28 protein-coding genes are annotated in these 24,442 nt (G+C 59.2%); 15 read left to right on the top strand and 13 right to left on the bottom strand.

Annotated elements, in window-relative coordinates:
- Nucleotides 1-15: 15 nt before the first annotated feature.
- From GG26_RS01025 to GG26_RS00995, 7 genes are all read right to left on the bottom strand, one after another.
- Complete coding sequence (locus tag GG26_RS01025) at nt 16-1,113, bottom strand: hypothetical protein (protein ID WP_228375226.1); 1,098 nt, start codon at nt 1,111-1,113, stop codon at nt 16-18.
- On the bottom strand, nt 1,110-1,652 hold the full coding sequence (locus tag GG26_RS01020) for a hypothetical protein (protein WP_187147154.1): 543 nt from the start codon (nt 1,650-1,652) through the stop codon (nt 1,110-1,112). The genes GG26_RS01025 and GG26_RS01020 overlap by 4 nt, the downstream gene beginning before the upstream one ends.
- Before the next feature lie 101 nt (nt 1,653-1,753).
- Entirely contained in the window at nt 1,754-2,452 is a 699-nt protein-coding gene (gene pyrF / locus GG26_RS01015) for an orotidine-5'-phosphate decarboxylase (RefSeq protein WP_011430543.1), read from the bottom strand.
- 20 nt (nt 2,453-2,472) lie between these two features.
- On the bottom strand, nt 2,473-2,904 hold the full coding sequence (locus GG26_RS01010; protein ID WP_240527863.1) for a DUF6464 family protein: 432 nt from the start codon (nt 2,902-2,904) through the stop codon (nt 2,473-2,475).
- A gap of 55 nt (nt 2,905-2,959) precedes the next feature.
- The gene (locus GG26_RS01005) at nt 2,960-3,301 is read right to left on the bottom strand and encodes a hypothetical protein (RefSeq protein ID WP_011430545.1); all 342 of its coding nucleotides are present in this window, start codon (nt 3,299-3,301) and stop codon (nt 2,960-2,962) included.
- 64 nt (nt 3,302-3,365) lie between these two features.
- Complete coding sequence (gene pgeF, locus GG26_RS01000) at nt 3,366-4,178, bottom strand: peptidoglycan editing factor PgeF (RefSeq protein ID WP_011430546.1); 813 nt, start codon at nt 4,176-4,178, stop codon at nt 3,366-3,368.
- Nucleotides 4,175-4,588, bottom strand: a complete 414-nt coding sequence (locus GG26_RS00995) for a DUF3119 family protein (protein WP_011430547.1) — start codon at nt 4,586-4,588, stop codon at nt 4,175-4,177. Before GG26_RS00995 ends, pgeF begins: the two co-directional genes overlap by 4 nt.
- 150 nt (nt 4,589-4,738) lie before the next feature.
- On the opposite strand from GG26_RS00995, the gene arsB reads away from it, so the two are divergent.
- Both arsB and GG26_RS00985 read left to right on the top strand, forming a co-directional pair.
- Nucleotides 4,739-5,887: an ACR3 family arsenite efflux transporter gene (gene arsB, locus GG26_RS00990; protein WP_099813388.1), complete on the top strand. Its 1,149-nt coding sequence runs from the start codon at nt 4,739-4,741 to the stop codon at nt 5,885-5,887.
- A 16-nt stretch (nt 5,888-5,903) separates the two neighbouring features.
- A complete protein-coding gene (locus GG26_RS00985) occupies nt 5,904-6,320 on the top strand; it encodes a YidH family protein (RefSeq protein ID WP_011430549.1) in 417 nt (138 codons plus the stop codon).
- Here GG26_RS00985 and GG26_RS00980 read toward each other — a convergent pair.
- Complete coding sequence (locus GG26_RS00980) at nt 6,287-6,694, bottom strand: ArsR/SmtB family transcription factor (protein WP_049749757.1); 408 nt, start codon at nt 6,692-6,694, stop codon at nt 6,287-6,289. The two genes, GG26_RS00985 and GG26_RS00980, sit on opposite strands and share 34 nt — an antisense overlap.
- Before the next feature lie 112 nt (nt 6,695-6,806).
- Between GG26_RS00980 and GG26_RS00975 the strand changes: the two genes are divergently transcribed.
- From GG26_RS00975 to GG26_RS00960, 4 genes are all read left to right on the top strand, one after another.
- Nucleotides 6,807-7,526, top strand: a complete 720-nt coding sequence (locus GG26_RS00975) for an MBL fold metallo-hydrolase (RefSeq protein ID WP_099813148.1) — start codon at nt 6,807-6,809, stop codon at nt 7,524-7,526.
- Nucleotides 7,527-7,590: 64 nt separating this feature from the next.
- A complete protein-coding gene (locus tag GG26_RS00970) occupies nt 7,591-8,058 on the top strand; it encodes a DUF29 domain-containing protein (RefSeq protein ID WP_414388467.1) in 468 nt (155 codons plus the stop codon).
- Between the two features lie 19 nt (nt 8,059-8,077).
- The gene (locus tag GG26_RS00965) at nt 8,078-8,659 is read left to right on the top strand and encodes a rhodanese-like domain-containing protein (RefSeq protein WP_414388464.1); all 582 of its coding nucleotides are present in this window, start codon (nt 8,078-8,080) and stop codon (nt 8,657-8,659) included.
- 59 nt (nt 8,660-8,718) lie between these two features.
- Nucleotides 8,719-10,437, top strand: coding sequence for a SulP family inorganic anion transporter (locus GG26_RS00960; RefSeq protein ID WP_414388461.1), 1,719 nt, complete (start codon nt 8,719-8,721; stop codon nt 10,435-10,437).
- On the opposite strand, the gene GG26_RS00955 is transcribed toward GG26_RS00960, so the two are convergent.
- Nucleotides 10,412-11,668 carry a hypothetical protein gene (locus GG26_RS00955; protein ID WP_414388459.1) on the bottom strand — a complete coding sequence of 419 codons (1,257 nt, stop codon included), beginning with the start codon at nt 11,666-11,668 and terminating at the stop codon, nt 10,412-10,414. The two genes, GG26_RS00960 and GG26_RS00955, sit on opposite strands and share 26 nt — an antisense overlap.
- A gap of 209 nt (nt 11,669-11,877) precedes the next feature.
- Between GG26_RS00955 and trxA the strand changes: the two genes are divergently transcribed.
- Together trxA and lipB are read left to right on the top strand one after the other, a co-directional pair.
- Nucleotides 11,878-12,210, top strand: coding sequence for a thioredoxin (trxA, locus tag GG26_RS00950; protein ID WP_011430556.1), 333 nt, complete (start codon nt 11,878-11,880; stop codon nt 12,208-12,210).
- A gap of 13 nt (nt 12,211-12,223) precedes the next feature.
- A complete protein-coding gene (lipB, locus tag GG26_RS00945; RefSeq protein ID WP_414388456.1) occupies nt 12,224-12,994 on the top strand; it encodes a lipoyl(octanoyl) transferase LipB in 771 nt (256 codons plus the stop codon).
- Nucleotides 12,995-13,028: 34 nt separating this feature from the next.
- Here the strand turns inward: lipB and GG26_RS00940 are convergent, their stop codons facing one another.
- Together GG26_RS00940 and GG26_RS00935 are read right to left on the bottom strand one after the other, a co-directional pair.
- Entirely contained in the window at nt 13,029-13,361 is a 333-nt protein-coding gene (locus GG26_RS00940) for a tetratricopeptide repeat protein (RefSeq protein WP_414388454.1), read from the bottom strand.
- A gap of 96 nt (nt 13,362-13,457) precedes the next feature.
- Nucleotides 13,458-14,039 carry a Uma2 family endonuclease gene (locus GG26_RS00935; RefSeq protein WP_011430559.1) on the bottom strand — a complete coding sequence of 194 codons (582 nt, stop codon included), beginning with the start codon at nt 14,037-14,039 and terminating at the stop codon, nt 13,458-13,460.
- 133 nt (nt 14,040-14,172) lie between these two features.
- Between GG26_RS00935 and purB the strand changes: the two genes are divergently transcribed.
- The 7 genes from purB (at nt 14,173) to GG26_RS00900 (ending at nt 22,448) form a co-directional block, all read left to right on the top strand.
- Nucleotides 14,173-15,468: an adenylosuccinate lyase gene (purB, locus tag GG26_RS00930; RefSeq protein WP_099834868.1), complete on the top strand. Its 1,296-nt coding sequence runs from the start codon at nt 14,173-14,175 to the stop codon at nt 15,466-15,468.
- 9 nt (nt 15,469-15,477) lie between these two features.
- Nucleotides 15,478-16,458 (top strand): aspartate carbamoyltransferase catalytic subunit, encoded by a 981-nt coding sequence (locus tag GG26_RS00925; RefSeq protein WP_414388450.1) that lies wholly within the window; start codon nt 15,478-15,480, stop codon nt 16,456-16,458.
- A 517-nt stretch (nt 16,459-16,975) separates the two neighbouring features.
- Entirely contained in the window at nt 16,976-18,037 is a 1,062-nt protein-coding gene (pstS, locus tag GG26_RS00920) for a phosphate ABC transporter substrate-binding protein PstS (protein ID WP_414388447.1), read from the top strand.
- 240 nt (nt 18,038-18,277) lie between these two features.
- Nucleotides 18,278-19,168 (top strand): phosphate ABC transporter permease subunit PstC, encoded by an 891-nt coding sequence (gene pstC / locus GG26_RS00915; protein ID WP_414388445.1) that lies wholly within the window; start codon nt 18,278-18,280, stop codon nt 19,166-19,168.
- Nucleotides 19,169-19,206: 38 nt separating this feature from the next.
- A complete protein-coding gene (gene pstA / locus GG26_RS00910; RefSeq protein ID WP_414388442.1) occupies nt 19,207-20,100 on the top strand; it encodes a phosphate ABC transporter permease PstA in 894 nt (297 codons plus the stop codon).
- Between the two features lie 70 nt (nt 20,101-20,170).
- Complete coding sequence (pstB, locus tag GG26_RS00905; RefSeq protein ID WP_011430566.1) at nt 20,171-20,968, top strand: phosphate ABC transporter ATP-binding protein PstB; 798 nt, start codon at nt 20,171-20,173, stop codon at nt 20,966-20,968.
- A gap of 112 nt (nt 20,969-21,080) precedes the next feature.
- On the top strand, nt 21,081-22,448 hold the full coding sequence (locus GG26_RS00900) for an FAD-binding oxidoreductase (protein ID WP_414355895.1): 1,368 nt from the start codon (nt 21,081-21,083) through the stop codon (nt 22,446-22,448).
- Between the two features lie 146 nt (nt 22,449-22,594).
- Here the strand turns inward: GG26_RS00900 and GG26_RS00895 are convergent, their stop codons facing one another.
- Both GG26_RS00895 and GG26_RS00890 read right to left on the bottom strand, forming a co-directional pair.
- Nucleotides 22,595-23,029: a DUF29 domain-containing protein gene (locus GG26_RS00895; protein WP_414388439.1), complete on the bottom strand. Its 435-nt coding sequence runs from the start codon at nt 23,027-23,029 to the stop codon at nt 22,595-22,597.
- 331 nt (nt 23,030-23,360) lie between these two features.
- Complete coding sequence (locus tag GG26_RS00890) at nt 23,361-24,410, bottom strand: permease (protein ID WP_414388574.1); 1,050 nt, start codon at nt 24,408-24,410, stop codon at nt 23,361-23,363.
- Nucleotides 24,411-24,442: the final 32 nt, after the last annotated feature.

The raw sequence follows: 24,442 nt of genomic DNA, 5'->3' as shown, positions 1-24,442 counted from the left end.
AGGCAGGAGAAGAACTCAGGCCAACGCTTGCCACGATAACAAGAACGAGCTGGCTAAGAGCAGGGATCCCAAAAACTGTCGCCAGCCCCGGCAGGGGATCTCCGCCAAGACGCCACCGGCACTCAGGCACAAAAAGGGCAGGGCCACTAGGCCCCAACGGGCGCTTTGCTGCAACAGGTTCATCTGGGGATCCCAAAGCCAAGCTGCTAGCACCCCCATCCACAGGACATGGCCCAAACCAGCCAAGCTGAGCAGGGTTTGTTGGCGTTCCGCCCAGGGCCAACCCAGCCGCACCAAGGCCAGCCCCAAGGGCAACATCAAGGTGGCCAGAACAGCCAGGCCGCTTTGGCTGGTGAGCGAATAGGACACCGTCGCCGTAGGAAAGCGCTCTGTCCCGGTGAAGGGATCGGCGGGCAGCTCGACCCGCAGCAACCAGGAGAGGCCAATCACCAGCAGCAGCCAGAGTAGCCCTTGCAACCGCTGCCGCGGCCAGTGTTGGCTAGTCCATAGCGCCCCCCAGAGCAGGGCCAAGAGCCAAACTTTGTAGCTCAAGGCACAGGCCAGCGCCAAACCCCCCCAGCGCAGGCGGGATCCCGGTCCAACACCGCTGCTGACCAACAAGACCAGGCTGGCCAAGATCTCGTTGCCCGGCTCCAAACCCTGGGTCAGCACCCAGGGGCTGAGTCCCCACAGGCCAGCGCTCCAGAAATTGCCCCAGCTCCAGCACAACAGCAGGATTACCAGGCAGGCCAGGGCCGAGACAGCTCGCAGGATCCCTTCGGGGGGGATCCCGGTTCCCTCAGCCAGCCAGGGCAGTAGCCCGTTTGCAATTGAATGGTAGAGAGGCAGTTCCGCTTGGACAGGGGGCAGGGATCCCTCAGGGCCACTGATGGGCACAGCGCGCCACCACAGCATCTGAGCCGGTTGCCCCACAAAGCGGAGCCGCTGACCCAGCAGCAACCCCATCCCTCCCCACAGCAGCCAGTGGCTCACCCAACTGAGCCCGTCTGGGCGGTGGTGCCGACGTTTGTCCGCCCTGGACAGGCTCAGTTGAGGAAAAGAGGGACGAGACAGCCGTTTGCCCTGAGGAGGCATGGCGGGGGGAAACTTCATAGGGTAGGCCTAGTCAACTCTAGATCGCCCGTCAAGGGACACCCAGCCTCCTGCCAGCGACGAATGGCTTGGGCGGTCAGTCCTTCGGTGACGTCGCGGACAGGAACACCGGCGCCGGTAACCTGCAGGCGCACCAGTTGCCAGGGATCCCCAGGTGTAGCCCGCAGCACATAAGCTTCATAAGCCAGTTGCAGGGTTTCGCTGCGCCGACCGGCTAGGGGGTTATCCTCCCGCTCGGGCTGCTGGGGCAGAACCAAGCGGCGCTCCAGCGTGGTGAAATACAAGCGAAAGCCTTGGGAAGCCGAGGCGGCTGGGCTATCCGGCAGAAGCTGGGCCAGCTCCTCGGCAGAGAGGAGTTCGGCCTCTGGCCGGCCCACCAACACCACCTGAAAGTCTGAGCGGGCGCGGCTCAAGGCCAAATTGAGAAACAAGGGCAACTGCTCTGTCAGGGCTTCAGCCCAGGTTTGCGGATCGGCAGCACAAACTTCTCCTCTGGCTGCTGTGGCAGTAAGGCAGCACAACCCCAAAGCCGCCGACAAACCTATCCGCCACCCCCCTCGGGCGGGGTGGGGGAAAAGATACCCGCCCGCTTGTCTTCTTCGCCGGCTACACCAGCCTAGGAACGGCATTGCCCCAATCCTCAGCCGATCGCTTCCTCTACAGCTTGAAAGCGTTGCCAGGCCGAAACGGGATCCGCAGCCGCCGTGATGGGGCGGCCCACCACCAAATAATCGGCCCCCGCCCGCAGCGCTGCCGCGGGGGTGCAGACCCGCCGCTGGTCGTCCTCCGCTTCTGGATCCCCAAGGCGGATCCCTGGGGTTACCAGCAGCACCTCCGGCCCCAAAGCCTGCCGTAGCCGTCCCACTTCCTGGGGGGAGCAGACCAGCCCGCTCACGCCTTGATCCAGAGCTAGCCGCGCCAACTGCAACACATAGTCGCCGGGATCTCGTTCAACGCCCAACTCCTGCCGCACCTGGTCGGGGCCAAGGCTGGTGAGAAGAGTAACTGCCAACAGCCGGCAAGAACTGCCCTGGGTGGCGGCCACTGCTGCCCGCAACATGGCACTGCCGCCAGCGGCATGAACGGTGAGCAGATCCACCCCATAACCAACGGCCACCTGAGCGGCCCGCCCCACTGTGTGGGGAATGTCGTGCAGCTTTAAATCGAGAAAAATGCGCTTGCCCCGTTCCTTAAGGGCCTGCAAAATCTGAGGGCCAACAGCCGTAAACAGCTCCAGGCCCACCTTCCACCACAGCACCTGGGGCAGGCGATCCACCCACTTCAGGGCCTGCTCCCAAGAAGCGGTATCTAGAGCAACAATGAGGCGGCTACCCTGCATGGCGAAAGCCCTCAGGCCGGCTAACGCGAAGGGCTCCGCTCTCGCGGCTCATAGTGGGGGCAGCCTTCACAGGGGCCATAGGGGTTGACGGCACAGCGCAACTCCGGGGAAAGGGCATTGTAGCGACAGGTGGGATCCCCAATCCAGCCAGGCGGCGAAGCGACATAAGTATAAACAACTACACCCCCGAACCCCAGTGGGCTGACGAAGAAACGGCTGGTGCTGAAGGACTCCCCCCCAGCAGGGTTGAACGTTTCCTCATCGAGCTCTGAACCGGGCTGCGGCTCCTCCTCCAGGCTCCAGAAGGCTTCCCACTGCCGAAGGGTTTCTTGGAGAGGCGCGGCCAGGTGTTCCGCCAACTCCGTCAGGGCGGCTTCCAAAGCGGTGAGGCTTTCTTCCGCCGCCTGGGTGAAGGCTGCCACCCATTCCTCCAAGAGCTTCTCAAAATCCATGCAGCAGCAACCTGAGAGCTTTCTTTTCACCTTACCGCTTGCCTGGGCAAGCTGGCTAACTTCCCCCTTGACAAACGGCATCTACTAACTCTTGGTTGACCAAGGGAAACAGCTCCGCCAATTCTTCGGCAGATAGGTTGCCGGTACAAACATTGGCGCGGATATGCCACTCTGCCCACATCAGCGCCGAGGGAACGGTGGGATCCTGGCCTTGCTCGGAGCCGGAACCCTTTGCGGGCCCTGGAGCCAGGCGGCGTCCGGGCCCGATGTTCAGTTGCAGTACGTTGTCGCGGTTGATGCCCGTCAGAGAGGTCTGGGCAGGGGCTTCTCCGACAAAGGCAAAAGGGAAAGACAAAGCCACCCAAACCAACCCCCGAAGGGCAAGCCGGCAAAGCATGGGATCCCTCCCCCGCGAGATAGGGTTGAGTTTTGAGGGCAATTATAGCTGCTATTTTTGGCAGCTAGGATTTGTCAAAAGCCGCCTTTGGCAGGCCAATCGCCGACCACTGCACGCAACGACGGCCCTGGTCATCCTCTAAGGCCCCCTCGCGGCGATAGGAAAAGAAATCCTGAGGCTGGCCAAAGGTGCAATGAGGACTGATGGCGATGTGCTCCGGCGGGATCCCCTGAGCTTCGGCCTGGGCGCGGTTGATCCAGCGCAGATCCAGGCGCACCTTACCCGGCAGAGGATCTGGCCAGAGGGCAGGTTGTGGGTCTACCCCTGAAGGCAGCGACTGCAGCACCTGCTCGGCCACTTCCTGAGAAACCTGGTAGGCTGGCCCGGAGATGGCCGGCCCCAGGGCAATGCGGATTTGGCTGGCAGGGATCCCCCCCTGGAGAAAGGCCTGCAGCACCTTAGTCAGGATACCGGCAGCCGTCCCCCTCCAGCCGGCGTGAACTGCGGCCACCCAGTGGGGGCTGGCCACCAAAATGGGCACACAGTCGGCAGTGCAAACCCAGGCCGAGTCCCCTGGGCGACGGGCGATCACGGCATCTGCTTCGGGACGGGCGAAACTCCCTTCCCCGACGTGAGAACCTGAAGCCCTCCCCTGGGAGAAGACAACTGCATCCGCCCACGTCCAGCGACAGCCATGCACCTGGTGGCCCCACGCAGCTCGTTCTGGGAGGAGTTGCAACTGGTCGGCCATATCGGCTGGTTGATAGGGGGAAGCTTGACGACAGCCAAAAGCATGGGGCCACCCCGCCAGCAGTTGACACTGCAGCCAACGCCATCTCCCTGCCTCTTGCCAAACCCAGCCCCCGGAACCGCTCATCGGCCTGATGGGTGGAAAGGGGATCCCTGCCGTCGGGCGTGCAGGTGGCCTAGCCGCTCCTCCAGGCAGATGCGCAGCTCGACCGGGTTGAAGAGCATCGGCAAAAAGTGAATGCTCCGGCTTTCTCGGAAGAAAAACAAAATCGGCACCGGCCGCCAGAAGATCTGCCAGTCCTGCCACTCGCTGTAGGGGAACTCGCGGATGCGCCGGGAGCCGCTGTAGACCTGCAGCGCCGTGCGGGTAAAGGCCAGCCCGATCAGACAGGTCTGTACCAGCAAAAACAGGCCAAACAACCCCACTCCCAACCCTAGCCAAAACGAGAGCCACAACAGCGGCACCGCCAAAGCCAGCACTGCCAAGCTGAGGCGGAAGTCGGGGGTCAACAGATGGGCAGAGTGGGGTTTGATCACTTTTTGCTTCTCCTCCGCTTGCCAGCTCCATTTTACGCCGCTGCCACTACCTTTCTCCGGAGGGATCCCGCCTCTGGGTAAGTTGGGGGCATACCAAACAAGTTGTTTTGATGTATCCTGACAGAGCACACAGGAACGCGGCTTTTGATCATGGCCCTAACCGCATCTGACCCCAAAGCTCTCCCCAGCGGCGGCTCCCTGAGCTTTTTTGAGCGCTATCTCACCCTTTGGGTGGCCCTGTGTATTGTTGCCGGGATCCTCCTGGGGCGATGGTTTCCGGGCGTGGCCGAGGCTTTGGATGCCTTGAGCCTCTATCAGGTCTCCCTTCCCATTGCCGTCTGCCTGTTTTTCATGATGTATCCCATCATGGTGAAAATTGACTTCGGCCAGGCAGCCTATGCTTTGAAATCTCCCAAGCCAGTGCTGTTGACCCTGGCCGTGAACTGGCTGGTGAAGCCCTTTACCATGGTGGTGATCGCCCAGTTTTTTTTGGGGTGGCTGTTTGCCCCTTGGATAACCGGCACGGAAATCATCCGCGGCACAGAGATTAGCCTCAGCAGCTCCTACATTGCCGGGGCCATTTTGTTGGGCATTGCTCCTTGTACAGCCATGGTGCTGATGTGGGGCTATCTCAGCTATGGCAACCAGGGCCACACCCTGGTGATGGTGGCGGTGAACTCTTTAACCATGCTCTTCCTCTACGCACCGCTGGGCCGCTGGCTGCTGGCCATGAGCGATTTAACGGTGCCCTGGCAAACCATTTTGCTGTCGGTGGCCGTCTATGTGGGCCTACCGTTAGTTGCAGGAGCAGCCTCCCGCTATTGGATTCTCAAAACCAAGGGCCGGGAATGGTTTGAAAAAGCTTTTTTGCGCTACCTCAACCCCATTGCCATTGCCGCCTTGCTGGTGACGTTGGTGCTTCTTTTTGCTTTTAAAGGGGATCTCATTGTGGAAAATCCCTTCCACATTTTGTTGATCGCAGTGCCTCTTTTCGTTCAAACCAACCTCATTTTCGGCATCACCTATGTGGCAGCCCAGAAACTGGGCTTGTGCTATGAGGATGCGGCTCCGGCAGCTTTAATCGGCGCCAGCAACCACTTTGAGGTGGCCATTGCAACGGCGGTGGTGCTGTTTGGCTTGAACTCAGGGGCCGCCCTGGCCACCGTCGTAGGGGTGTTGATCGAGGTGCCGGTGATGTTGATGTTGGTGGAGATCTGCCGGCGTACCGCCTTTTATTTCCCCCGCCAGCCGGAAAAGGCCAGCTTGCCCGATCCCCGCTGCCTTAAAATTAGCCCCTGAGGGATCCCTTCAGCCCATGAACCTGCCCCCGGATCGCCAACGGGAACACCAGGCCAACGAGCGCACCTTTCTGGCTTGGCTGCGCACCTCTGTGGCTCTCATTGCCTTTGGTTTTGCCCTCACCCGCTTCAGCCTCTTTCTGCAGCAGATCGAAGCTTCCAGCTCCCCCGAGCAGCCCTCCCCGAGCCACGGCCTCTTGAGTACCCAGAACCTGGGCCTCCTGTTGGTGATCTTTGGGATCCTGACAATTGGCCTTTCAACCTGGCGCTACAACCAGGTGATGCGGCAAATCGAGGCGGGCAACTTTCGCCCCAGCCGTTTTCTCGTCTGGATCATGGCTGCGGTGGTGGCCCTGTTTGGGCTGCTGAGCCTTCCCCTGATGCTGCGCCGCCCCCGCCCTCAGGAGCCTTCCCGGCTCAGCCTGCCGGAGTGAAGGGCTGCCAGCGGCTGCAATTGCCGGGCTTGCTGCTTGAGCCGCTCGATCAACTGCTTGCACACCACCTCGCACAGCTCAAAGCAGATGGGATCGGCAATTTGGTAGTAGACGCTCACGCCCCTGGGCTCGCGGCTGACGATCCCTGCCTGCGCCAAGATCTTGAGATGTTTGGAAACGTTGGCCTGGCCCATGCCGGTGGCCTCTAAGATCTGGGTGACGTTCTTGGGTCCCGAGCGCAACTGACACAGGATCTGCAGCCGGCTGGGCTCCGCCAAAACCTTGAAGTAATCCGCTACGCTGGTCAGCACTTCCGGCGTCAGAGTCAACTGGCACTCGTCTTTGCCACCTTTCACGAGCTCGTCCCAATCCATAGCCTGTCTTGAGGGATGCGCTGGCTTGATTTTAACACTAAATAGTTATACAGTAGATCTAGAGGCCCGAATTGGATCGCGTTCGGGTTTTGCCAACAGACAGGAGGGCAGCATGCTATTTCGCCAACTGTTCGACACCGAGACGAGCACCTACACCTATTTAATCGCAGACCCAGACACCCGCGAGGCAGCTCTGGTGGATCCCGTTTTGGAGCAGGTGGAGCGGGACTTGAAGTTAATTCGAGAGCTGGGTCTGACCTTGAAGTACTGCTTGGAAACCCACGTCCACGCCGATCACATCACCGGCACTGGCAAGCTGCGCGAGCTGACCGGCTGCCAAGGGGTGGTGCCGGTTCAGGCCAAGGCGCAATGTGCGGATCGCTTTATCGGCCATGGGGAAACGCTGCAGGTGGGATCCATTGTCATCGAGGCCATCGCCACCCTGGGCCACACCGACAGCCACATGACCTATCGCGTCAATGGGGATCGCGTTCTTACCGGCGATGCCCTGCTCATTCGCGGCTGTGGGCGCACGGATTTCCAGAGCGGGGATCCCGGCCTGATGTATGACCATGTTACCCAGCACCTGTTTACCCTGCCGGACGAGACGTTGGTCTATCCCGGCCATGACTACCGGGGGCACACCGTCTCCACTATTGGCGAAGAGAAGCGCTGGAACCCCCGCTTTGTGGATCCGGAGACCGGAAATTTGCGTTCGCGGGAGAGCTTCATCGCCCTGATGAACAGCCTCAACCTACCTCAGCCCAAGAAGATTCAGGAGGCGGTGCCGGCCAACGAGCAGTGCGGCCAAGTGGCAGCAGCCGCGGTTTAGGGGGAGGCCGCAAGGCTTGGCGCTGGGTAGACTTCTCTCAGGCAGCCCGTCAGGAGGGTTGAGAGTGGAACCCCAAAATTTCTATGAGAGGGATTTCTATGCTTGGACGCAGCAACAAGCCCAACTGCTGCGGGAGCGGGCCTGGGAGAAGCTAGACCTGCCCCATTTGATTGAGGAGATGGAATCGTTGGGCAGGCAACAGCGGCAAGAGCTGCGCAACCGGCTAGGGGTTTTGGTGGGGCACCTTCTGAAATGGGAGTATCAGCCGCAGGCTAGATCTGTAAGCTGGCTTCTTACCCTACAGGTGCAGCGACAGGAAGTTCTGGATCTATTGGAAGAAAACCCCAGCTTGAGGCCCTATTTGCCGGAGGCCATCTCCAAGTCTTACTTGAGGGCGCTGCAGGTGGCCCTGGAAGAGACAAAGCTGCCCAGAAAAACTTTTCCCAAGACCTGTCCTTATTCTCCCGAGCAAATCCTGGATAGCCAGTTTTACCCCGGCGAGCCCAGCAGGTTGCTTGAGGAAGAAGGTTAGTTACCCGAGGAGGAAACCAATGACTGTAGCCCGACAAAATCCTACGCCTTCCGCTCAGCAGGAACGGGATCCCCGTCTTAAGGAGATCGACGCCCTGACCTTGAAGCAGTGGCTAGATCAGGGGCGGGTACAGCTCATCGACGTGCGGGAGCCGGGAGAATATGCCGATGAGCGGATCCCGGGGGCGATCAACATGCCTCTGTCTAGCTTTGATCCGGCCAAGGTGCCCGCCTCGACGCCGGAAAAACCGGTGGTGTTGCAGTGCCGCATGGGCAGCCGCTCCATCCGCGCCGGCTGTCAGTTGCTGGAGTACGGCTGGCCGGAAGCGATGAGCCTAAAGGGCGGGATCGAAGCCTGGAAGGCCGCCAAGCTGCCCACCACCCGCACCCGCAACGCCCCCATCTCGCTGATGCGGCAGGTGCAAATTGCGGCGGGATCCCTGGTGCTCACCGGAACCTTGCTGGGAGCCTTTGTCCATCCGGCCTGGCTGGTGTTGAGCGGCTTTGTGGGAGCCGGGCTGGTGTTTGCCGGGATCACCAACACCTGCGGTCTGGCGCTGCTTTTGGCCCGCATGCCCTGGAACCGAGGTCAGGCCCTATGAGCGGGATCCCTTCCCCCCAGAGAATCCTGGCGCGCTACCTGCCCTTTACCAGGGATTCCTTGTGGTGGCTTCGGTATCGGCCAGAGGATCTGCCAGGGGATCTCATTGCCGGACTGGTTACAGCCACTCTCCTAGTGCCCCAGAGCATGGCCTATGCGCTGCTGGCCGGGCTGCCTCCCCAGACAGGTCTCTACGCCGCTATCCTGCCGGCCATCGCCTACGGCTTTCTAGGCTCCAGCCGGGCTTTGTCGGTGGGGCCGGTGGCCATCATCTCCTTGCTGGTGGCATCGGGCTTGGAGCCGCTGGCTGAGCCGAGCAGCCCGGAGTATGGCCGGCTGGCGCTGGGCTTGGCCCTGGAAGCGGGCTTGATCCAAGTAGGGGTAGGTCTGCTGCGCTTGGGGTTTCTGGCCAATTTCTTGAGCCACTCAGTGGTAACGGCCTTCGGCAGCGCGGCAGCCTTGATCATCGCCTTCAGCCAGCTCCGCCATCTGTTGGGGGTGAAGATCGCCAACACCGAGTCCTTCTGGCTGCTGCTGCAACGGCTTTGGCAGAGCCTGGAGGGGGTAAACTGGGTCACCCTGGGGCTGGGGCTGTTGGCCATCACCCTCTTGGTGTACGCCCAGCAGAAGCTCCCCGCTCAACTGCGCCGCTGGGGGATCCCACCCCTCTGGGGCCTACTTCTCACCAAGGGCGCGCCGCTGGGAGCCGTCTTCCTGACCACGCTGCTGGTGTGGGGGTTGAACCTCTCGGAAAGAGCAGGAGTGGCGGTGGTGGGATCCATTCCGGCGGGTTTGCCCCCCCTGACCTTCCCTTGGCTGAGCTGGCCAGAGTGGCGAGCTTTGCTGCCCACAGCCTTGGCCATTAGCTTGGTGGGCTTTACAGAAAGCTATGCGGTGGGTCAGTCGCTGGCCAGCCAGCGGCGGCAGAAAGTGGATCCCAACCAGGATCTAGTGGCCCTGGGGGTGGCCAACCTGGCCGCAGCCACAAGTGGTGGCTACCCCGTAACCGGTGGGATCAGCCGCTCGGTGGTTAACGCTCAGGCCGGGGCCAACAGCGGCCTGGCCTCGGTGGTCACGGGATCCCTGATAGCCCTGGCCGTGATCTGGCTGATGCCCCTGTTTACCTTCCTGCCCCAGACGACCTTGGCAGCTATTGTTTTGGTAGCCGTGTTGGGGTTGGTGGATTTTCACCCCTTGCTGCAGAGCTGGCGCTACGACCGCGGCGATGCCTTGGTTTGGCTGGTCACCTTTGCCAGCGTGTTGGGGATCGGGGTGGAGCCGGGGATTGGGCTGGGGGTGCTGGTTTCCATCCTGCTCTTTCTTTGGCGGGCCAGCCGTCCCCACATCGCCATTGTTGGCCAGGTGCCGGGCACCGAGCACTACCGCAACGTGCTGCGCCATGAGGTGATTACCGATCCGCGCATCTTGGCGGTGCGGGTGGATGAAAGCCTGTTTTTTGCCAACGCGGCCTACCTGCAGGAGTCCATCCTGCAGGAGGTAGCAGCGCGGCCAGCAGTGGAACAGGTGCTGCTGGTGGCCAGCGCCATTAACTTCGTCGACGGCAGCGCTTTGGAGGCCCTGGCCCAGTTGGTAGAACGTCTGCAGCAAATGGGGGTGGGCTTTGCCCTGGCCGAGGTGAAGGGGCCGGTGATGGATCGCCTCAAAAGGGCTGGGTTTGTGGAGAAAGTGGGCGCCGAGCGCTTCTTCTTGTCGACCCACCAGGCGATGCAGGTTCTCAAGTCTCAGACGAACTCTATGCCGGCAGCCGCTTCCGGATGAGCACAATCGGCGTTTGCTCTGCCGCATTGCCGGCTGGGTTCTTGCGCAGCGCCTGCTCCACCAGCTCCTCCTCCACGCCAGGGCTGGTTGCCAGAACGCTTACTTCGCCTAGATCGTTGGCATCGACAATGGCCACCTCGTAGCCGGTCTGGGCATGGAGCTCGGCCACCAGCTTGGCCGGATCCCGCGGCCCCAAGACGATGAACTGGTCGTAGGGGGGCAAAGTGCCGGTGACATCGTCGATCAAGGCCGCCTGCTCCCCCGCCAGGGCGTAGAAGGCTCCGCGGATCCCCAGCAATTTGGCCAGGGATCCGACGACAAAAGCCCCCAACACCCGCCAGGCCCCCGAACAGTCGATCAACGTCTGCATCCCATAGCAGCTTGAGAGACTGGTTTTGGAAGGGAAGAAGTAGCAGAGGGTGCGGGCCAGCCAGCCGGGCTGCACCTGCAGGGGATGGCGAAAGTTGCCCTGGACGATGGCCGCCGCGCTTTCCGAGATGGCCACAATATCGCCGGGCTGGATATGGGGGCCTACGTAGTGCCGCAGCACCTCGGCTAGGTCGTCGCTGGGGGTAAGCAGATGGGTGGGAACAGGGGCCCAAAGGAGGGATCCCTGCTTCTGCCAGTTCAGCTCTGGCAAGGGCTCCACTTCCTGCAGCGGCAAGATGAGGTGGCTGGTCTTCAGGGTGCGCCGTTGCCGCCCGTACTGGATGTAGTCCAACTCCAGCCAGGCCGAGCGCAAATCTGCCAGCCCTTCCCCCTCTAGCTCGATCTCGACTTCTAAGCCGGTCTGGCTTTGGGGGGAGATGATGTAGGCCTGCCAGTAGTTGTCTGGGCGGGGGGGCAGATCCGGATGGCGGGAGCGCAGGCGGATCCTACTTTGGATCCCTTCGAGGGAGCCGGCGCTGAGCAGATGCAGCCGCGGCTGCACCTGGGCCAAGGTGACCTCAAAAAGGGGGTTGAGGTTGCGGGCCACAAACTCGGCCTGGATAAGCCAGCGATGAGGGCTGAGGCGGCTGAGGCGCAAGCTCTGGGGCTCCACCAGCAGACAGTCGGCGGGGCGGGTCTTCAGCCAGTACAGCAACGTCGCCACACTTAGGAGCAGCCCGGCCACCACCTGGATCCAGGCCGAGGGATCCCAAAGCCAGCGCCCGATCCCCCAGAGGCTCAAGACCATGCCAGCCAATACGCCAGCCACCACACCTCGGCTCACCATCCGAATGGTTGCCATTGGGATCCCACTCCTTAAACCCTGCTCAAGTCTGCCCCTTCCTTCAGGCCTGCACCCTAGACTACAGGTACGCTCCCCAGCCCTAGCCATCCTACCGGGAAACCGCCAGCACCCTGTAGCAGGATCCCTATCTACACCTTCATCTCAAACAGTTAGACTAAAAATAGATTGCACCCTAAGTTTTCTGCCGCATCCTTTGGAGGTTGCCCATGGCCCAAAAACAGCAGTTCAAGAGCTTTGACGACATGATCCAGGGATCCAAAACTCCCATTCTGGTGGACTTTTACGCTACCTGGTGTGGTCCCTGTCAGGTGATGGCTCAGGTGTTGGAGCAGGTGAAGCCGCAGGTGGGGGATGCTATTTCCTTCGTGAAGGTGGATATAGATAAATACCCCAACATTGCTGCCCGCTGGGGGATCTACGCTGTGCCGACTCTCATCCTGTTCAAAGACGGGAAGCCGGTTGACCGCATCGAGGGGCTGTTGCAGCCTCGCGCCCTGGTGGAGCGGTTGCGGGCGCAGATCGGCCTGCCGGTCAGCTAAGGGCAGATAGACCTTGAGGGCGTTTTGGCAGGAGCTTGAGGCGGGGCCGGTTCTCCAAGTTCACCAGGCGGGAGAGGTGCCCTACCGCAGGGCGTGGGCTTGGCAGCAAGTCAGGTTGGCCCAGATGATCCGCGATCCCCAGGTGCCAGATGGGCTTTTGTTGCTCACCCACCCGCCGGTCTACACCCTGGGGGCGGGGGCCGATCCCAAGTTTCTCAAAAGCCTGGCTGGACAGATAGGATCTCCAGACACTCAGCCAGAGTCCCCTGTTACTGAGGGGCCGGAGATCCTGCGGGTGGAGCGGGGCGGCGAAGTGACCTACCACGGGCCGGGCCAGTGGGTGGGTTATGCCCTGCTCAACCTAAAGCGCCATAGGACTGTCTATGGCTCCCACGGCCAGCCGGATCTGCATCGCTACCTGCGCCACCTAGAAGAGGTGCTCATCCAGACTGTGGCCCACTTCGGCCTGCAGGGGGAGCGGATCCCTGGCCTAACAGGGGTTTGGGTGCAAGGCCACAAGGTGGCGGCCATCGGCATCAAGGTCTCCCGCTGGGTTACCTACCACGGCTTTGCCCTCAACGTTTGTCCGGATCTAGCTGCCTTCCAAGCCATCGTGCCCTGTGGGATCCCTGACCGGCCCGTGGGATCCCTGGTGCACTTTTGTCCGGGGGTGACGATGGCTGCCGTGGCCCCAGTTTTGGTGCAATCTTTTTGTGAAGTTTTCGGGCTGCAGGCCCAGGCCGTTTCCCTGGCCGAGTGGTTGGGAGAACCTCGGTTTGCCTAACTCCGAGATGGTTCTAGATCCAATCCAAGGGCGACTACTCCACCCCCAACTGGCGCAGCAGTTGCTGCAGGATGGCCTGGTTGGCAAAGTTGCCACTCTTGGAGAAGAGAGCCAACGCCTGGCGAAAGTCGGCCATCGCCGCTTCTCGATCCCCCAACTGAAGATAGGCCACCCCGCGGCTAAAGTAGGCTTCTGGAATTCGCGGATCCAACTGGATGGCCCGCTCCGCATCGGCCAGGGCCTTTTGGGGCTGGCGCAACTGGTTGTAAACGTAGCTGCGGTTAACGTAGGCTGGCGCATAGGTGGGATCCAACTGCACCGCCCGATCCAGATCCGCCAGGGCAGCCACGGGATCCCCGCGCAGCAACTTGAGGGATCCCTGCCAGTTGAACTCGGAAGCGGTGTTTGGGGCCGAGGTCTTCTCAGGAGGAGGTCTATTGGCTAGAGTGAGGGCGGGGGGATGTTACAAGGAAAGCTTCTGGAATAGATGAGCCACCGGCAGGGCAAATCCTGGAATAACCTCTTCACCTTCTAGAAGATCAACCGATTTCAGGAGGCGGTCAGGCTCTTGAGAGCTGCGATACACCAGGACGTAGTGCTCGCTGGGGTGAACCAGCCAAACCAGGCGGCTGCCATTTTCAAAGTACTCCACCAGCTTGTCATGAATTTCTTCAACCGTATTGCGGGGGGAAAGCACTTCAACAGCCAGATCTGGAGCCCCTTCCAAAAATCCTGTGGGCAGTTCAGCCATGCCCTGCAAGCGTTCTTTAGCAAAAAAAGAGATGTCAGGGGAGCGCCAATTTCCACTCTTCATCTTAAAAGCAGTGCTGGAATCTAAAACGATCCCCAGCTTGTTGGACAAAACGTAGGGGGTCAAAGCTGCCAATAGGAGGCTGCAGACATAACCATGGAGTGCCCCCGCGCTTCCCATATCAATTGGCTTCCCATCAACAATCTCGTAGCGATGTCCCTCCCTGGACAACGCCATGAATTCTTCGGCTGTCCAAGCTCTTTTTCCCTGAGTTGGCACAGCTCCGACGGTCATCTGCAAACTCCTTGCTGCTCCTTCGACACCGCAAGCCAAGCCCGCAGGGATCCCCCAGCGGCTTTTCCTCGAGGGGGGACGCCAAAGGCTAAAATAGCCTAGCTCATCCTACTGTACCGACGGAAAAGGCACCTTGATCGAGCGCTACACTCTGCCCGAAATGGGCCAGATTTGGTCCACTGCCCACAAGCTCCAGACCTGGCTGCAGGTGGAGCTGGCTGTCTGTGAAGCGCAAGCGGAGCTGGGGCGGATCCCGCAAGAAGCCCTGCAGGAGATCAGAGCCAAAGCCGCCTTTGACCCGGCGCGGGTTTTGGAAATTGAGGCGGAAGTGAAGCACGATGTTATTGCCTTCCTAACCAACCTCAACGAGCACGTGGGCGAGGCAGGGCGCTACATCCACCTGGGCCTGACCAGCTCGGACGTGTTGGATACCGCTCTGGCCGTGCAGCTTGTGGCCTCGGTGGAGATCTTGCAAGCTCGCCTGGCCGACCTCATCGCTGCTATCCGCGACCAAGCTCGGCAGCACCGCTACACCCTCATGATCGGCCGCACCCACGGTGTTCACGCCGAGCCGATTACCTTTGGCTTTAAGCTGGCAGGGTGGCTGGCCGAGTGCCTGCGCCATCAGGAGCGGCTGGAACGCCTGCAAGAGGTGGTGGCAGTGGGCAAGATCTCGGGGGCAGTGGGCACCTACGCCAACGTGCCTCCCCAGGTGGAGCAGTTGGCCTGCGCTCGCCTGGGCCTGAAGCCCGATACAGCCTCGACACAGGTAATCTCGCGGGATCGCCACGCTGAATACGTGCAAACCTTGGCTTTGATTGGCTCTTCCCTAGAGCGCTTTGCTACTGAAATCCGCCACCTGCAGCGAACAGAGGTACTGGAGGCTGAGGAGTACTTTGCCCCCGGCCAAAAGGGATCCTCTGCCATGCCCCACAAGCGCAACCCCATCAAGGCGGAACAACTGACGGGGCTGGCCCGTCTCCTGCGCGGGTATGCCGTCTCGGCCCTAGAAAACATTCCCCTTTGGCATGAGCGGGACATCTCCCACAGCTCGGTGGAGCGGGTTATCCTGCCCGATGCCTCCATCCTCTGCCACTACCTGCTGGTGAACATGGCCGACCTGGTGCGCCACCTGCAGGTTCACACCGGCAACATGGAGCGCAATCTCAACCTCTACGGCGGCGTCATCTTCAGCCAGCAGGTGCTGCTGGCTTTGGTGGAGAAGGGCTTGAGCCGCGAGGAAGCCTACCGCCTGGTGCAGGAAAATGCTCACCGCGCCTGGAACCAGCCGCAGGGGGACTTTCGCGCCAATCTGCTGGCGGATCCCCGGGTGATGGCTCACCTCAGCGAGGCGGAACTGCAGGCTTGTTTTGATCCCCAGCGCCACCTAACTCACCTAGACGAGATCTTTGCCCGCCTGGGCATTTGAGGATCCCCTATGGTTTGGCAGCGACAGCACGTCTTGGGCTTGGCGGACTTTACCCCCGAAGAATATCAAATCGTTTTGCAAACCGCTGCCAGCTTCCAGGAGGTGTTGACGCGGCGGTTGCCCAAGGTGCCCACCTTGCAGGGGAAGGTGGTGGTGACGCTGTTCTTCGAGCCTTCCACCCGCACTCGTTCCAGTTTTGAGCTGGCGGCCAAGCGCCTTTCGGCAGATGTGCTCAACTTTTCCCCAGGCACCTCTTCCTTGGGCAAGGGGGAGACGCTCTTGGATACGGCCCGCACCTTTCTGGCCATGGGATCCGATCTCTTAATCGTTCGCCATGCCCAGGCAGGAGTGCCCCAACAATTAGCTGCCGAGATCGACCGCCGCGGATCCCCTGTGGGCGTTCTCAATGCTGGGGATGGCCTGCACGAACATCCCACCCAAGGTTTGCTGGATTTGTTTACCCTCTGCAGCCATCTGGATCCCCGGCGTCCCCGTCTGGAGTTGCTGCAAGGGATCAAAATCGCCATTGTCGGCGATATTCTCCACTCGCGAGTGGCCCGCTCCGATATCTACGCCCTGGTGGCCGCCGGAGCTGAGGTTCACTTAGCCGGCCCTCCCACCCTATTGCCCAAAGATTTTGCCCATTTTGTACCCGGCCATACGCTCCCTGTCCATTGGCAGCTAGAGCCTGCCCTCGAAGGGGCGCGTTTTGTTATCACCCTACGCCTGCAACAGGAGCGCATGGGCGAGTTCCTTCTCCCCAGCTTGCAGGAGTACCATCACTTCTTCGGCCTCACGCGGCAGCGGCTGCGCCTGTGCCACCCAGAGGTGAGGGTTTTACACCCCGGCCCGGTCAATCGCGGTGTGGAACTCAGCTCCGAGGTAATGGAGGATCCCGGCTTGAACCTGATTGAGCAGCAGGTCACCCACGGCGTGGCGGTGCGTATGGCTCTGCTGTACCTCATGGGGGGCGGGCGGATCCCAGCTTAGAGCCCAGATCTTTCTCTGCTCGGGGAACATGTAGAGCTGCCCCACGTCTGGAGTGTTGAAGTCCATCTCCTAGCTAATTCTCTCTGTCAAAACTGTCAAAAGTCGGAAGAAGCTCTGGCCAGAGCTTTTCCCGCCCTGCTGAAATCATGTCCAAGCTTGCCGAGAGGGGGGTAACATCTTTGTATCAAATTTTACACATCTTGGATCTGGATCGAGTTTTTTTGCAGCCGTCTAAGCTTAGCTCTTATTCAAGTTGTGTCCGTTTGATTGGTTGTCAAATGAGATAGAAGTTCAGCAGCATAAGCCTTTTCGCGGATCCTGGGCTCCAGGATCCTGATTTTGCTGAAATCCAAACTGGCCAAGACCACCAGATGGAAAATCGAGGTTTGGAAACGAGCCAGCACACTCAAAAATATCGATTTTTCTCTTGACTTAACCCAAAGTTAACCTTTAGATATCCTTCTGTTAACTTTGAGGTTATAGGGTTGAAGGTGTTGATTCGCCACAGATATTACCCATGCGAACCCTGCTTTCTGCTTTCTCCCTCACCGCTCTAACAGTAGGATTTCTAACAGCGACCTCGGCTCAAGCCCAAACCGTGCAAATCTCCGGGGCGGGCGCGACCTTTGCGGCTCCTTTGCTGCAACGTTGGTTTGACGCCTACAACCGCACCGTAGACCCCACTGTGCAAGTCAGCTATCAGTCTGTCGGTAGTGGTGCTGGCCTAGAGCAGGTGATCAATGGCACTGTGGACTTCGGCGCTTCCGAGGCGCCTTTCTCCGGTGCTCGCCTGGAAAGCTTCCGAGCTAAATACGGCTATGAGCCCCTACAGTTGCCTCTGGCGGGAGGGGCCATCGAGTTTGCCTATAACCTGCCCGGCATTGAAGACGGAGAGCTCATCCTGAAGCGGGAAACCTACTGCGGCATCGTGACCGGTGAGATCACTCGCTGGGACGACATTCGCATCAAGGCCGAGAACCCAGGTATAGCAAACAAGCTGCCACCCCTGGACATCACCTGGGTACACCGCTCTGATGGTTCTGGGACTACCTTTGTGTTCACCAACCACATCAGAACTGTCTGCCCTAATTGGACAGCCGGTGCTGGTACTTCTGTCGAGTGGCCTGTTGGCATTGGAGCCCAAGGGAATGAGGGCGTAGCCGCCACCATCAAGCAGGAGCCAGGGGCAATTGGCTACGTGAACCAGTCCTATGCCAAGCTGGAAAAGATGGCCACTGCTCGCCTGGAAAACAAAGCGGGCAACATTGTTAAGTTCTCGACTGAGGCAGCTACCTCGGCGCTGGATGCTCCCATTCCTGATGACTTTGCGCTGTTGGTGCCCGACCCTGAAGGGCCAAATGACTACCCAATCGTGGGCTTGTTCTGGGTGATGCTGTACCGCGAGTATCCCGATCAGCAGAAGCTGACCAAGCTGGTGGAGGCTCTGAAGTGGACCCAGGGGCCGGAAGGTCAGGCCATTACCCGCGAGCTGGACTACATCCCTATGCCTGAGGCGGCTATCCAGCGGATCTTTGCAGAGCTGGATGCCATCACCGTTAACCCCAATGCGGTGCGATGACTGGGTTGCAGCCTGAACTCCACTAGAGTGGAGCTGGTGGCCGGCTGAGGAGGCAGATGAGGCTTTCTCGGTCGGCTGCTGGGCTTACCTTGCACGGTGGGATTTTTAGGAAAGTTTTGAACCGAAGATGATCATGGGAGAGAGGCTATGACTTCAGCGGCTACGGGTTATGGTTCACCACCAAACCCGGATATCGATGTTGACATTGAGAAAAAGGCAAGCCCGTCCCGGGCTGTTGATGTGGGTTTTGTCCGCCTGACGCTGGCCTTGGCGGGGTTTGCCGGCATTATCCTCATCTGGGTGATTCTTCAAACCACCGAAGCGGCTCTGCCGGCGATCCAGCAGTTTGGCTTGGGCTTCCTGGTTACTACCCGCTGGAACCCGGTGGAAAACATCTACGGGGTACTACCACAGATTTATGGCAGTTTGGTAACCTCTCTGGTGGCTTTGATTTTTGCCATCCCTCTGGGCATTGGCACTGCCATCTTCCTGACGGAAGGTTTTGCCCCCAAGTGGGTAACGGCGCCGATTGGCTTTGCGATTGAGCTGATCGTGGCCATTCCCAGTGTGGTGCTGGGGCTGTGGGGGATCTTTGTGCTGATTCCAGCAGTGCGGCCCATCTTTCGAGCCATCAACCAGACGCTGGGTTGGATCCCTTTCTTGAGTGGCCCGGCTCCGCGGGGGCCCAGCTTGTTGATTGTGGCTATGGTGCTGGGGATCATGATCTCTCCCATCATCATCTCCATTACCCGCAGTACCTTTGAATCTCTGCCACGCAGCCTAAAAGAGGGCGCTTTGGCTCTGGGGGCAACCCGCTGGGAGACCATCTTAACGGTGATGATCCCTGCCGGCCTGTCGGGCATTGTCAGCTCGATCATGCTGGCGCTGGGGCGGGCCCTGGGAGAGACCATGGTAGCGGCCATGCTTTCCGGCAACGCCAACCGCATCAATATCTCCCTAATGCAGCCGGGATCCACCATTACTGGCTTGATTGCCTCTCAGTTTGGCGAGGCAGGACGCTTGCAGGTTTCGGCTCTCATGTATGCCGGCGTGGTGCTGATGGTGCTGACGTTATTGGTCAACATTGTTGCCGAGATCATCATCCGCAAGTTTCAAAACTTGGAGCAGTAACTTGGGAAGCAGAAAGAAGATAAAGGAGCACTGTTATCATGTCCGACTCAGCACAGCTTGCCCCTGAGAAGGTTGACATCGACATTACCCGTGCCGCCATTGCCCCTGTCCGCAATTACACAGGCATTGTCCTAACCCTGCTGAGTGGCCTCTTTGTGGCGGTGATCATAGCTTCCCTATCTTGGGTGCTGTGGGATGTGGGCAAGGAAGGCATCCAGCGGATAAATTGGGATGTCCTCACCCAGACCCGCTACCCTGCCCCTGGCCTGGCGGAAGGGGGCTTTGGTCACGCAATTGTCGGCAATTTAATGGTGCTGGCTACGGGGGCGGCTTTGAGCTTTCCCTTCGGCATCTTGGCGGCAGTGTACTTGTCTGAATTCGGTCGCGGCACCCGCTTTGCTTATCTGGTTAAGTTTTCCTGCAATGTGCTCACGGGGGTACCGGCCATTCTCTGCGGCCTGTTTGCCTATGCTGTGGTGGTGAGGGGATCCGGCTTTTCGGCTTTCTCGGGAGGGGTGGCTTTTGGCGTGCTGATGCTGCCGATTGTCATCCGCTCCACCGAGGAGGCGTTGCTGCTGGTTTCGCCCGACATGCGCTTGGCTTCCCTTGGCCTGGGCTCAAATCGCTTTCAGACCACAATGCGCGTTGTTTTGCCGGCAGCGGCACCGGCCATCGTAACCGGGCTAATCCTGGCTTTGGCCCGAGCGGCAGGCGAGGCTGCACCTCTGCTCTTTACCGCCTTCAACAACAATTTCTGGTCTACTGATCTCTTTGGCCCGGTGGCTACCTTGCCGGTGATGGTCTACTTTTTCTCCATCATTCCCTACAGGGTGCAGCAGCAGCTGGCTTGGGCGGGCGCTTTGGTTTTGTTAGCCATTGTTTTGGCGGCCAGCTTGACCGCTCGCTTTTTGGTGTACAAGACCAGGAAATAGCCTGAGGATTCTCAACAAAGTCTTGAATCGAACTCTTCGTCGAACTCTAGCTCTTTCTGTGAGTGCTGCCATGCAAACTCAATCTCTTAACCAGACCTCTTACGTTTTCAGGACCGAGAACCTGAATGTCTACTATGGCTCCAATCTGGCTGTAAAAAATGTTACTCTGGACATCCCAGCCCGACAGATTACTGCGTTTATCGGCCCTTCCGGCTGTGGCAAAAGCACGATCCTACGTTGCTTCAACCGCACCAACGATTTGATCCCCGGTGCTCGTGTAGAGGGCAAGCTCACCTACCACGGCAAGGATCTCTACGCCAAAGAGGTCGATCCGGTGGCGGTGCGGCGGCGTATCGGCATGGTCTTCCAAAAGCCCAATCCCTTCCCCAAAAGCATTTACGACAACGTGGCCTACGGCCCGCGGGTGCTGGGGATGAAGGTAGACTTGGACGAGGTGGTGGAAACCTCGCTGAAACGGGCTGCCCTCTGGGATGAAGTCAAAGACAAGTTGAAAGAAAATGGTCAGTCGCTGTCGGGAGGGCAGCAGCAGCGCTTGTGTATTGCCCGCGCTCTGGCGGTGCAGCCGGATGTGATTTTGATGGATGAGCCCTGTTCGGCACTGGATCCCATTTCCACCCGCCGCATTGAGGAGCTGATGAAGGAGCTGGTACAGGACTACACCATCATCATTGTCACCCACAACCTGCAGCAGGCCGGCCGCGTCTCGGATATGACGGCTTTCTTCAGCGTGGAGCTGGTGGGATCCAACCGTGTGGGCGAGCTGATTGAATTTGACAGAACTGAAGTCATCTTCAACAGCCCCACCAAGCAAGCCACAAGAGATTATGTGGAGGGCCGCTTCGGCTAATCGACCTGGCCGGACAGGGATCCTTCCCATACTGTTCTCGGCAAACCCTTTTGCAGGCAATTTCTGCCGATGATGGAGTCTGAAGAACCGTTGCACCCAAATACGGATACCTATGATCGTTGCCGCTCCTGACAAGCTGCAGGCTTTGCGTTCTGACTTAGAGGGTATTGAGATCATCACTGATCCGGCTCAGGTGGCCAAGTTGTCGTTGGATTTTTACCACTACAGCCCCGTGCTGAGCCGACAACTGAGCGACAAGCGGGGAGATTTGGTGGTGCGCCCCGCCGATGAGGCCGAGGTGATGCGGGTGGCGGCGGCCTGTGCCAGGCTGCGGATCCCGGTTACGGTGCGCGGTGCCGGTACCGGTAATTACGGCCAATGTATCCCGCTGGCCGGGGGTGTGATCCTGGACATGGGCAAGCTCAACCAGGTGCTTTGGGCAAAGCCGGGCTTGGCGCGGGTGCAGGCGGGGGCCAAGTTGATGGCCATCGACAAACACACCCGGGAGATGGGCTGGGAGATCCGCATGGCTCCTTCCACCTATCGCACGGCCACCATCGGGGGGTTCATTGCTGGCGGCAGTGGTGGCATTGGTTCTGTGACTTACGGCCAACTGCGGGATCGCGGCAACATCTTGGGTTTGCGGGTGGTCACCCTGGAGGAAGAGCCCCGGGTGCTGGAGCTGCGGGGAGATGAGGTATTCAAAGTAAGCCATGCCTGGGGCCTCAATGGGATCATCACCGAGGTGGAGATTCCGCTGGCGCCTGCTTATCCTTGGGCGGAGCTGGTGGTGGCCTTTCCCCCTGAAGTGGGCTTTATGCCCTGTGCCCATTTTGGCCAAGCCCTGGGAGATGCCGATGGGATCCTCAAGAAATTGGTCAGCCTGCACGCTTGGCCGATCCCCAGCTACTTTGCACCGCTGCGGGGTCATTTGCCAGAAGGATCCGCTGTGGCCCTGTTGATGGTGGCCGAATGCAGCCTGGAGCCGCTGTTGGAGCTTGTCCGGGAACATGGGGGCCAAGTGGTTTACAACAAAACGGCCCAGGAGGCCAGCAAGGGGATCTCGCTGGGGGAATTTTCTTGGAACCACACCACCTTGCACTGCCGCAGCGTGGATCCCAGCCTGACTTATTTACAATCGGCTTTTCCCGCCGATCGGGAGCTGAAGCTGGTGCAGCACATGTACGAGTATTTTGGCGACGAAGTGCTGATGCACCTGGAGTGGATTCGCATCAACGGGCAAGCTACCCCTGTCGGCCTGCAAATTGTCCGCTTTACCACCGAAGAGCGTCTAAACGAGATCATGCGCTACCACGAAGAGCAGGGAGTATTTATTGCCAACCCCCACACTTTCATCATCGAAGACGGTGGGCGTAAGGTGATGGATCCGCGCCAGATTCGTTTTAAAGAAGAAGTGGATCCCTATGGGTTGCTTAATCCGGGCAAGATGCGCACCTGGCAGGAGCGCGCCTCTGCTTGAGGAATAGCAACAGTAGCACAGCAATTGGCCTCAGTCTATCTATGTTGCCGGTATTTAATGCATAATGGACTGCCTGTGTGAGGCAAGACCAGGCCAGAACTGTGGGGTCGGTGCTGTGGGAAATGCCGTCCACTGTCGAATGCTTGTCAAACTTCCGGCAGCCAGTCCTCTGCAAGCACCAACTCTGGAGAGTAGGGACAGACATCTGGAAATGTCGAGATTTCTATCCCCGTTTGCCTGGCTGCTTGGCGGCGCGCCCGTTGATAACTCTCTTCAAGTTGCTCTACCAGATAACCTTTTAGGCTAGGGCTATCTTCTATGGCCAATCCGATTTGGGTTCGCGCATCTGTAATGGAATCTAGCCAGCTATCTGAACGGCGCTGAGGTTGATATTGCCACTTGAGTAGATGCAGCAGAAGGCGAGTTAATTGACTGGTAATCCCTCGTCGTTCGCTCTTACCCAAATTCTCAACCTCTTCAATTAAGTGTGTTAGGTCAATTTCATGCCAGCGCCTTTCCCGCAATAGCCGGGTTGTTCGGTCAATCCACAAGTTAAAGTCTGTCGAGTATAGACTGCTCATAGCTTTGTCCTGATGAAAAATAGGGTCGCAATAATTATGAAATCCAGACTACGTCCTTCTTGAGTTTACTACAATAAAACCTGTAACACCTGAGTTCTCAACCGTCTGGGAGCAGAGTCCTCTGGTGACAAACCTTATCCAGGCAACTCTTTCTATGGTCATTTCGACTTAAACCGGAACACTGCACCCACACCTAGGGTGCACCGAGCCAGAAGGCTGTTCTCAATAGCCCAGGCGTCTTACCCTAAACTGAAGCAACTATATTTGACGAATATTTGACGGAGAGTGGATGGAGAGGGTGTCCCTGTGGAGAAAGGTTCAAACAAACGCTTTAACTGCCATAGTAGTTGATGGCTAAAGCTCCCACCAGAGTAAGCTGAAAGACCAAGATCACGAAGTAGAAAATGGCGCGGGGCTTGAACAGAGTGAGCATCAAGCCTATGGCTTTCAAGTCTACTATCGGCCCAAACACCATAAAAGCCAACAGGGATCCCGGCGTGAAGGTGGCGGCAAAGGAGAGGGCGAAAAAGGCATCCACCGTCGAGCAGATGGAGATGATCCCGGCCAGGGCCATCATGATCAGGATTGAGAGCAATGCATCTTGGCCATAATCCAGCACAAACGAACGCGGGATCACCGTTTGAATCAGGGCCGCCATCGCCGAGCCCAAGATGAGCACGGATCCCAGCTCGCGAATCTCTCTAGCCCAGGTTTGCAGCAGCAGCAATCCCTTTTGCCGCCAAGAGAGAGCAGGGGCAGCGGCCAGCGCCGCCCGATACACCTCTTCAGCCCTCTGCAGAGTGGCCAGGGATCCGCCAGAGGGAGCAGGGCCTCGCGAGCCAATCCAGAAGGTGCCCCCCTGCAACAACGGCGAGCGGGAGGTGCTTTTCAGAGCTGCCTCTTGGCAGCGGTTGCGCTGCAGCTCTCGCCAAACCGCCGGTTGCAACAAAGGCTCCAGATCTTTTTGCACGCTGAAGAGCAAGCCGATGGCCACCGCAATGCCAAAAGAAAAAAGAACCCGGTAGGCCACCAGCTCCGGCATGGAGCGAAAGGCAATCCAAGTGGAAAAGATCACCACCGGGTTAAACACCGGCGCCGCCAACAGAAAGGCCACCGCCACGTGGGGTGGGATCCCTTTGATCACCAGTTGACGGGCCACCGGCAGGTTGCCACACTCGCACACCGGGAAAAAGAATCCTAAAGCGCCACCGGCCACCGCGCTGCCGATTTTGCCTTTGGGCAGGAAACGGGCCAACTGGGATCCCTCCACAAACACCGCCAGCAGCCCCGACAGAAACACCCCTAGCAGCAAAAATGGCATGGCCTGCACCACGATGCTCAAAAAGAGGGTGAACCCATCGCGCCAGAGAGGAGAATCCAAAAGGCTCAACGCACCACCTCACACCAATTTGG

Source organism: Synechococcus sp. 'PEA 65AY6A-5F PE A', from assembly GCF_047462575.1.
Classification (GTDB): domain Bacteria; phylum Cyanobacteriota; class Cyanobacteriia; order Thermostichales; family Thermostichaceae; genus Thermostichus.
Note: the sequence above shows the minus strand (reverse complement) of the source record. Positions and strands in the feature narration are given on the sequence as shown.

Excerpts from the sequence above, each read along its gene's own strand:
- GG26_RS01025 (WP_228375226.1), bottom strand. The coding sequence starts at position 1,113 with ATGAAGTTTCCCCCCGCCATGCCTCCTCAGGGCAAACGGCTGTCTCGT.
- pyrF (WP_011430543.1), bottom strand. The coding sequence starts at position 2,452 with ATGCAGGGTAGCCGCCTCATTGTTGCTCTAGATACCGCTTCTTGGGAG.
- GG26_RS00935 (WP_011430559.1), bottom strand. The coding sequence starts at position 14,039 with ATGACCGTCGGAGCTGTGCCAACTCAGGGAAAAAGAGCTTGGACAGCC.
- GG26_RS00975 (WP_099813148.1), top strand. The coding sequence starts at position 6,807 with ATGCTATTTCGCCAACTGTTCGACACCGAGACGAGCACCTACACCTAT.
- GG26_RS00925 (WP_414388450.1), top strand. The coding sequence starts at position 15,478 with ATGGTTTGGCAGCGACAGCACGTCTTGGGCTTGGCGGACTTTACCCCC.
- arsB (WP_099813388.1), top strand. The coding sequence starts at position 4,739 with ATGGCCCTAACCGCATCTGACCCCAAAGCTCTCCCCAGCGGCGGCTCC.
- GG26_RS00980 (WP_049749757.1), bottom strand. The coding sequence starts at position 6,694 with ATGGATTGGGACGAGCTCGTGAAAGGTGGCAAAGACGAGTGCCAGTTG.
- GG26_RS00900 (WP_414355895.1), top strand. The coding sequence starts at position 21,081 with ATGATCGTTGCCGCTCCTGACAAGCTGCAGGCTTTGCGTTCTGACTTA.
- pstA (WP_414388442.1), top strand. The coding sequence starts at position 19,207 with ATGTCCGACTCAGCACAGCTTGCCCCTGAGAAGGTTGACATCGACATT.
- pstS (WP_414388447.1), top strand. The coding sequence starts at position 16,976 with ATGCGAACCCTGCTTTCTGCTTTCTCCCTCACCGCTCTAACAGTAGGA.
- pgeF (WP_011430546.1), bottom strand. The coding sequence starts at position 4,178 with ATGAGCGGTTCCGGGGGCTGGGTTTGGCAAGAGGCAGGGAGATGGCGT.
- GG26_RS00955 (WP_414388459.1), bottom strand. The coding sequence starts at position 11,668 with ATGGCAACCATTCGGATGGTGAGCCGAGGTGTGGTGGCTGGCGTATTG.
- trxA (WP_011430556.1), top strand. The coding sequence starts at position 11,878 with ATGGCCCAAAAACAGCAGTTCAAGAGCTTTGACGACATGATCCAGGGA.
- GG26_RS00965 (WP_414388464.1), top strand. The coding sequence starts at position 8,078 with ATGACTGTAGCCCGACAAAATCCTACGCCTTCCGCTCAGCAGGAACGG.
- pstB (WP_011430566.1), top strand. The coding sequence starts at position 20,171 with ATGCAAACTCAATCTCTTAACCAGACCTCTTACGTTTTCAGGACCGAG.
- GG26_RS00985 (WP_011430549.1), top strand. The coding sequence starts at position 5,904 with ATGAACCTGCCCCCGGATCGCCAACGGGAACACCAGGCCAACGAGCGC.
- GG26_RS01010 (WP_240527863.1), bottom strand. The coding sequence starts at position 2,904 with ATGGATTTTGAGAAGCTCTTGGAGGAATGGGTGGCAGCCTTCACCCAG.
- GG26_RS00895 (WP_414388439.1), bottom strand. The coding sequence starts at position 23,029 with ATGAGCAGTCTATACTCGACAGACTTTAACTTGTGGATTGACCGAACA.
- GG26_RS01005 (WP_011430545.1), bottom strand. The coding sequence starts at position 3,301 with ATGCTTTGCCGGCTTGCCCTTCGGGGGTTGGTTTGGGTGGCTTTGTCT.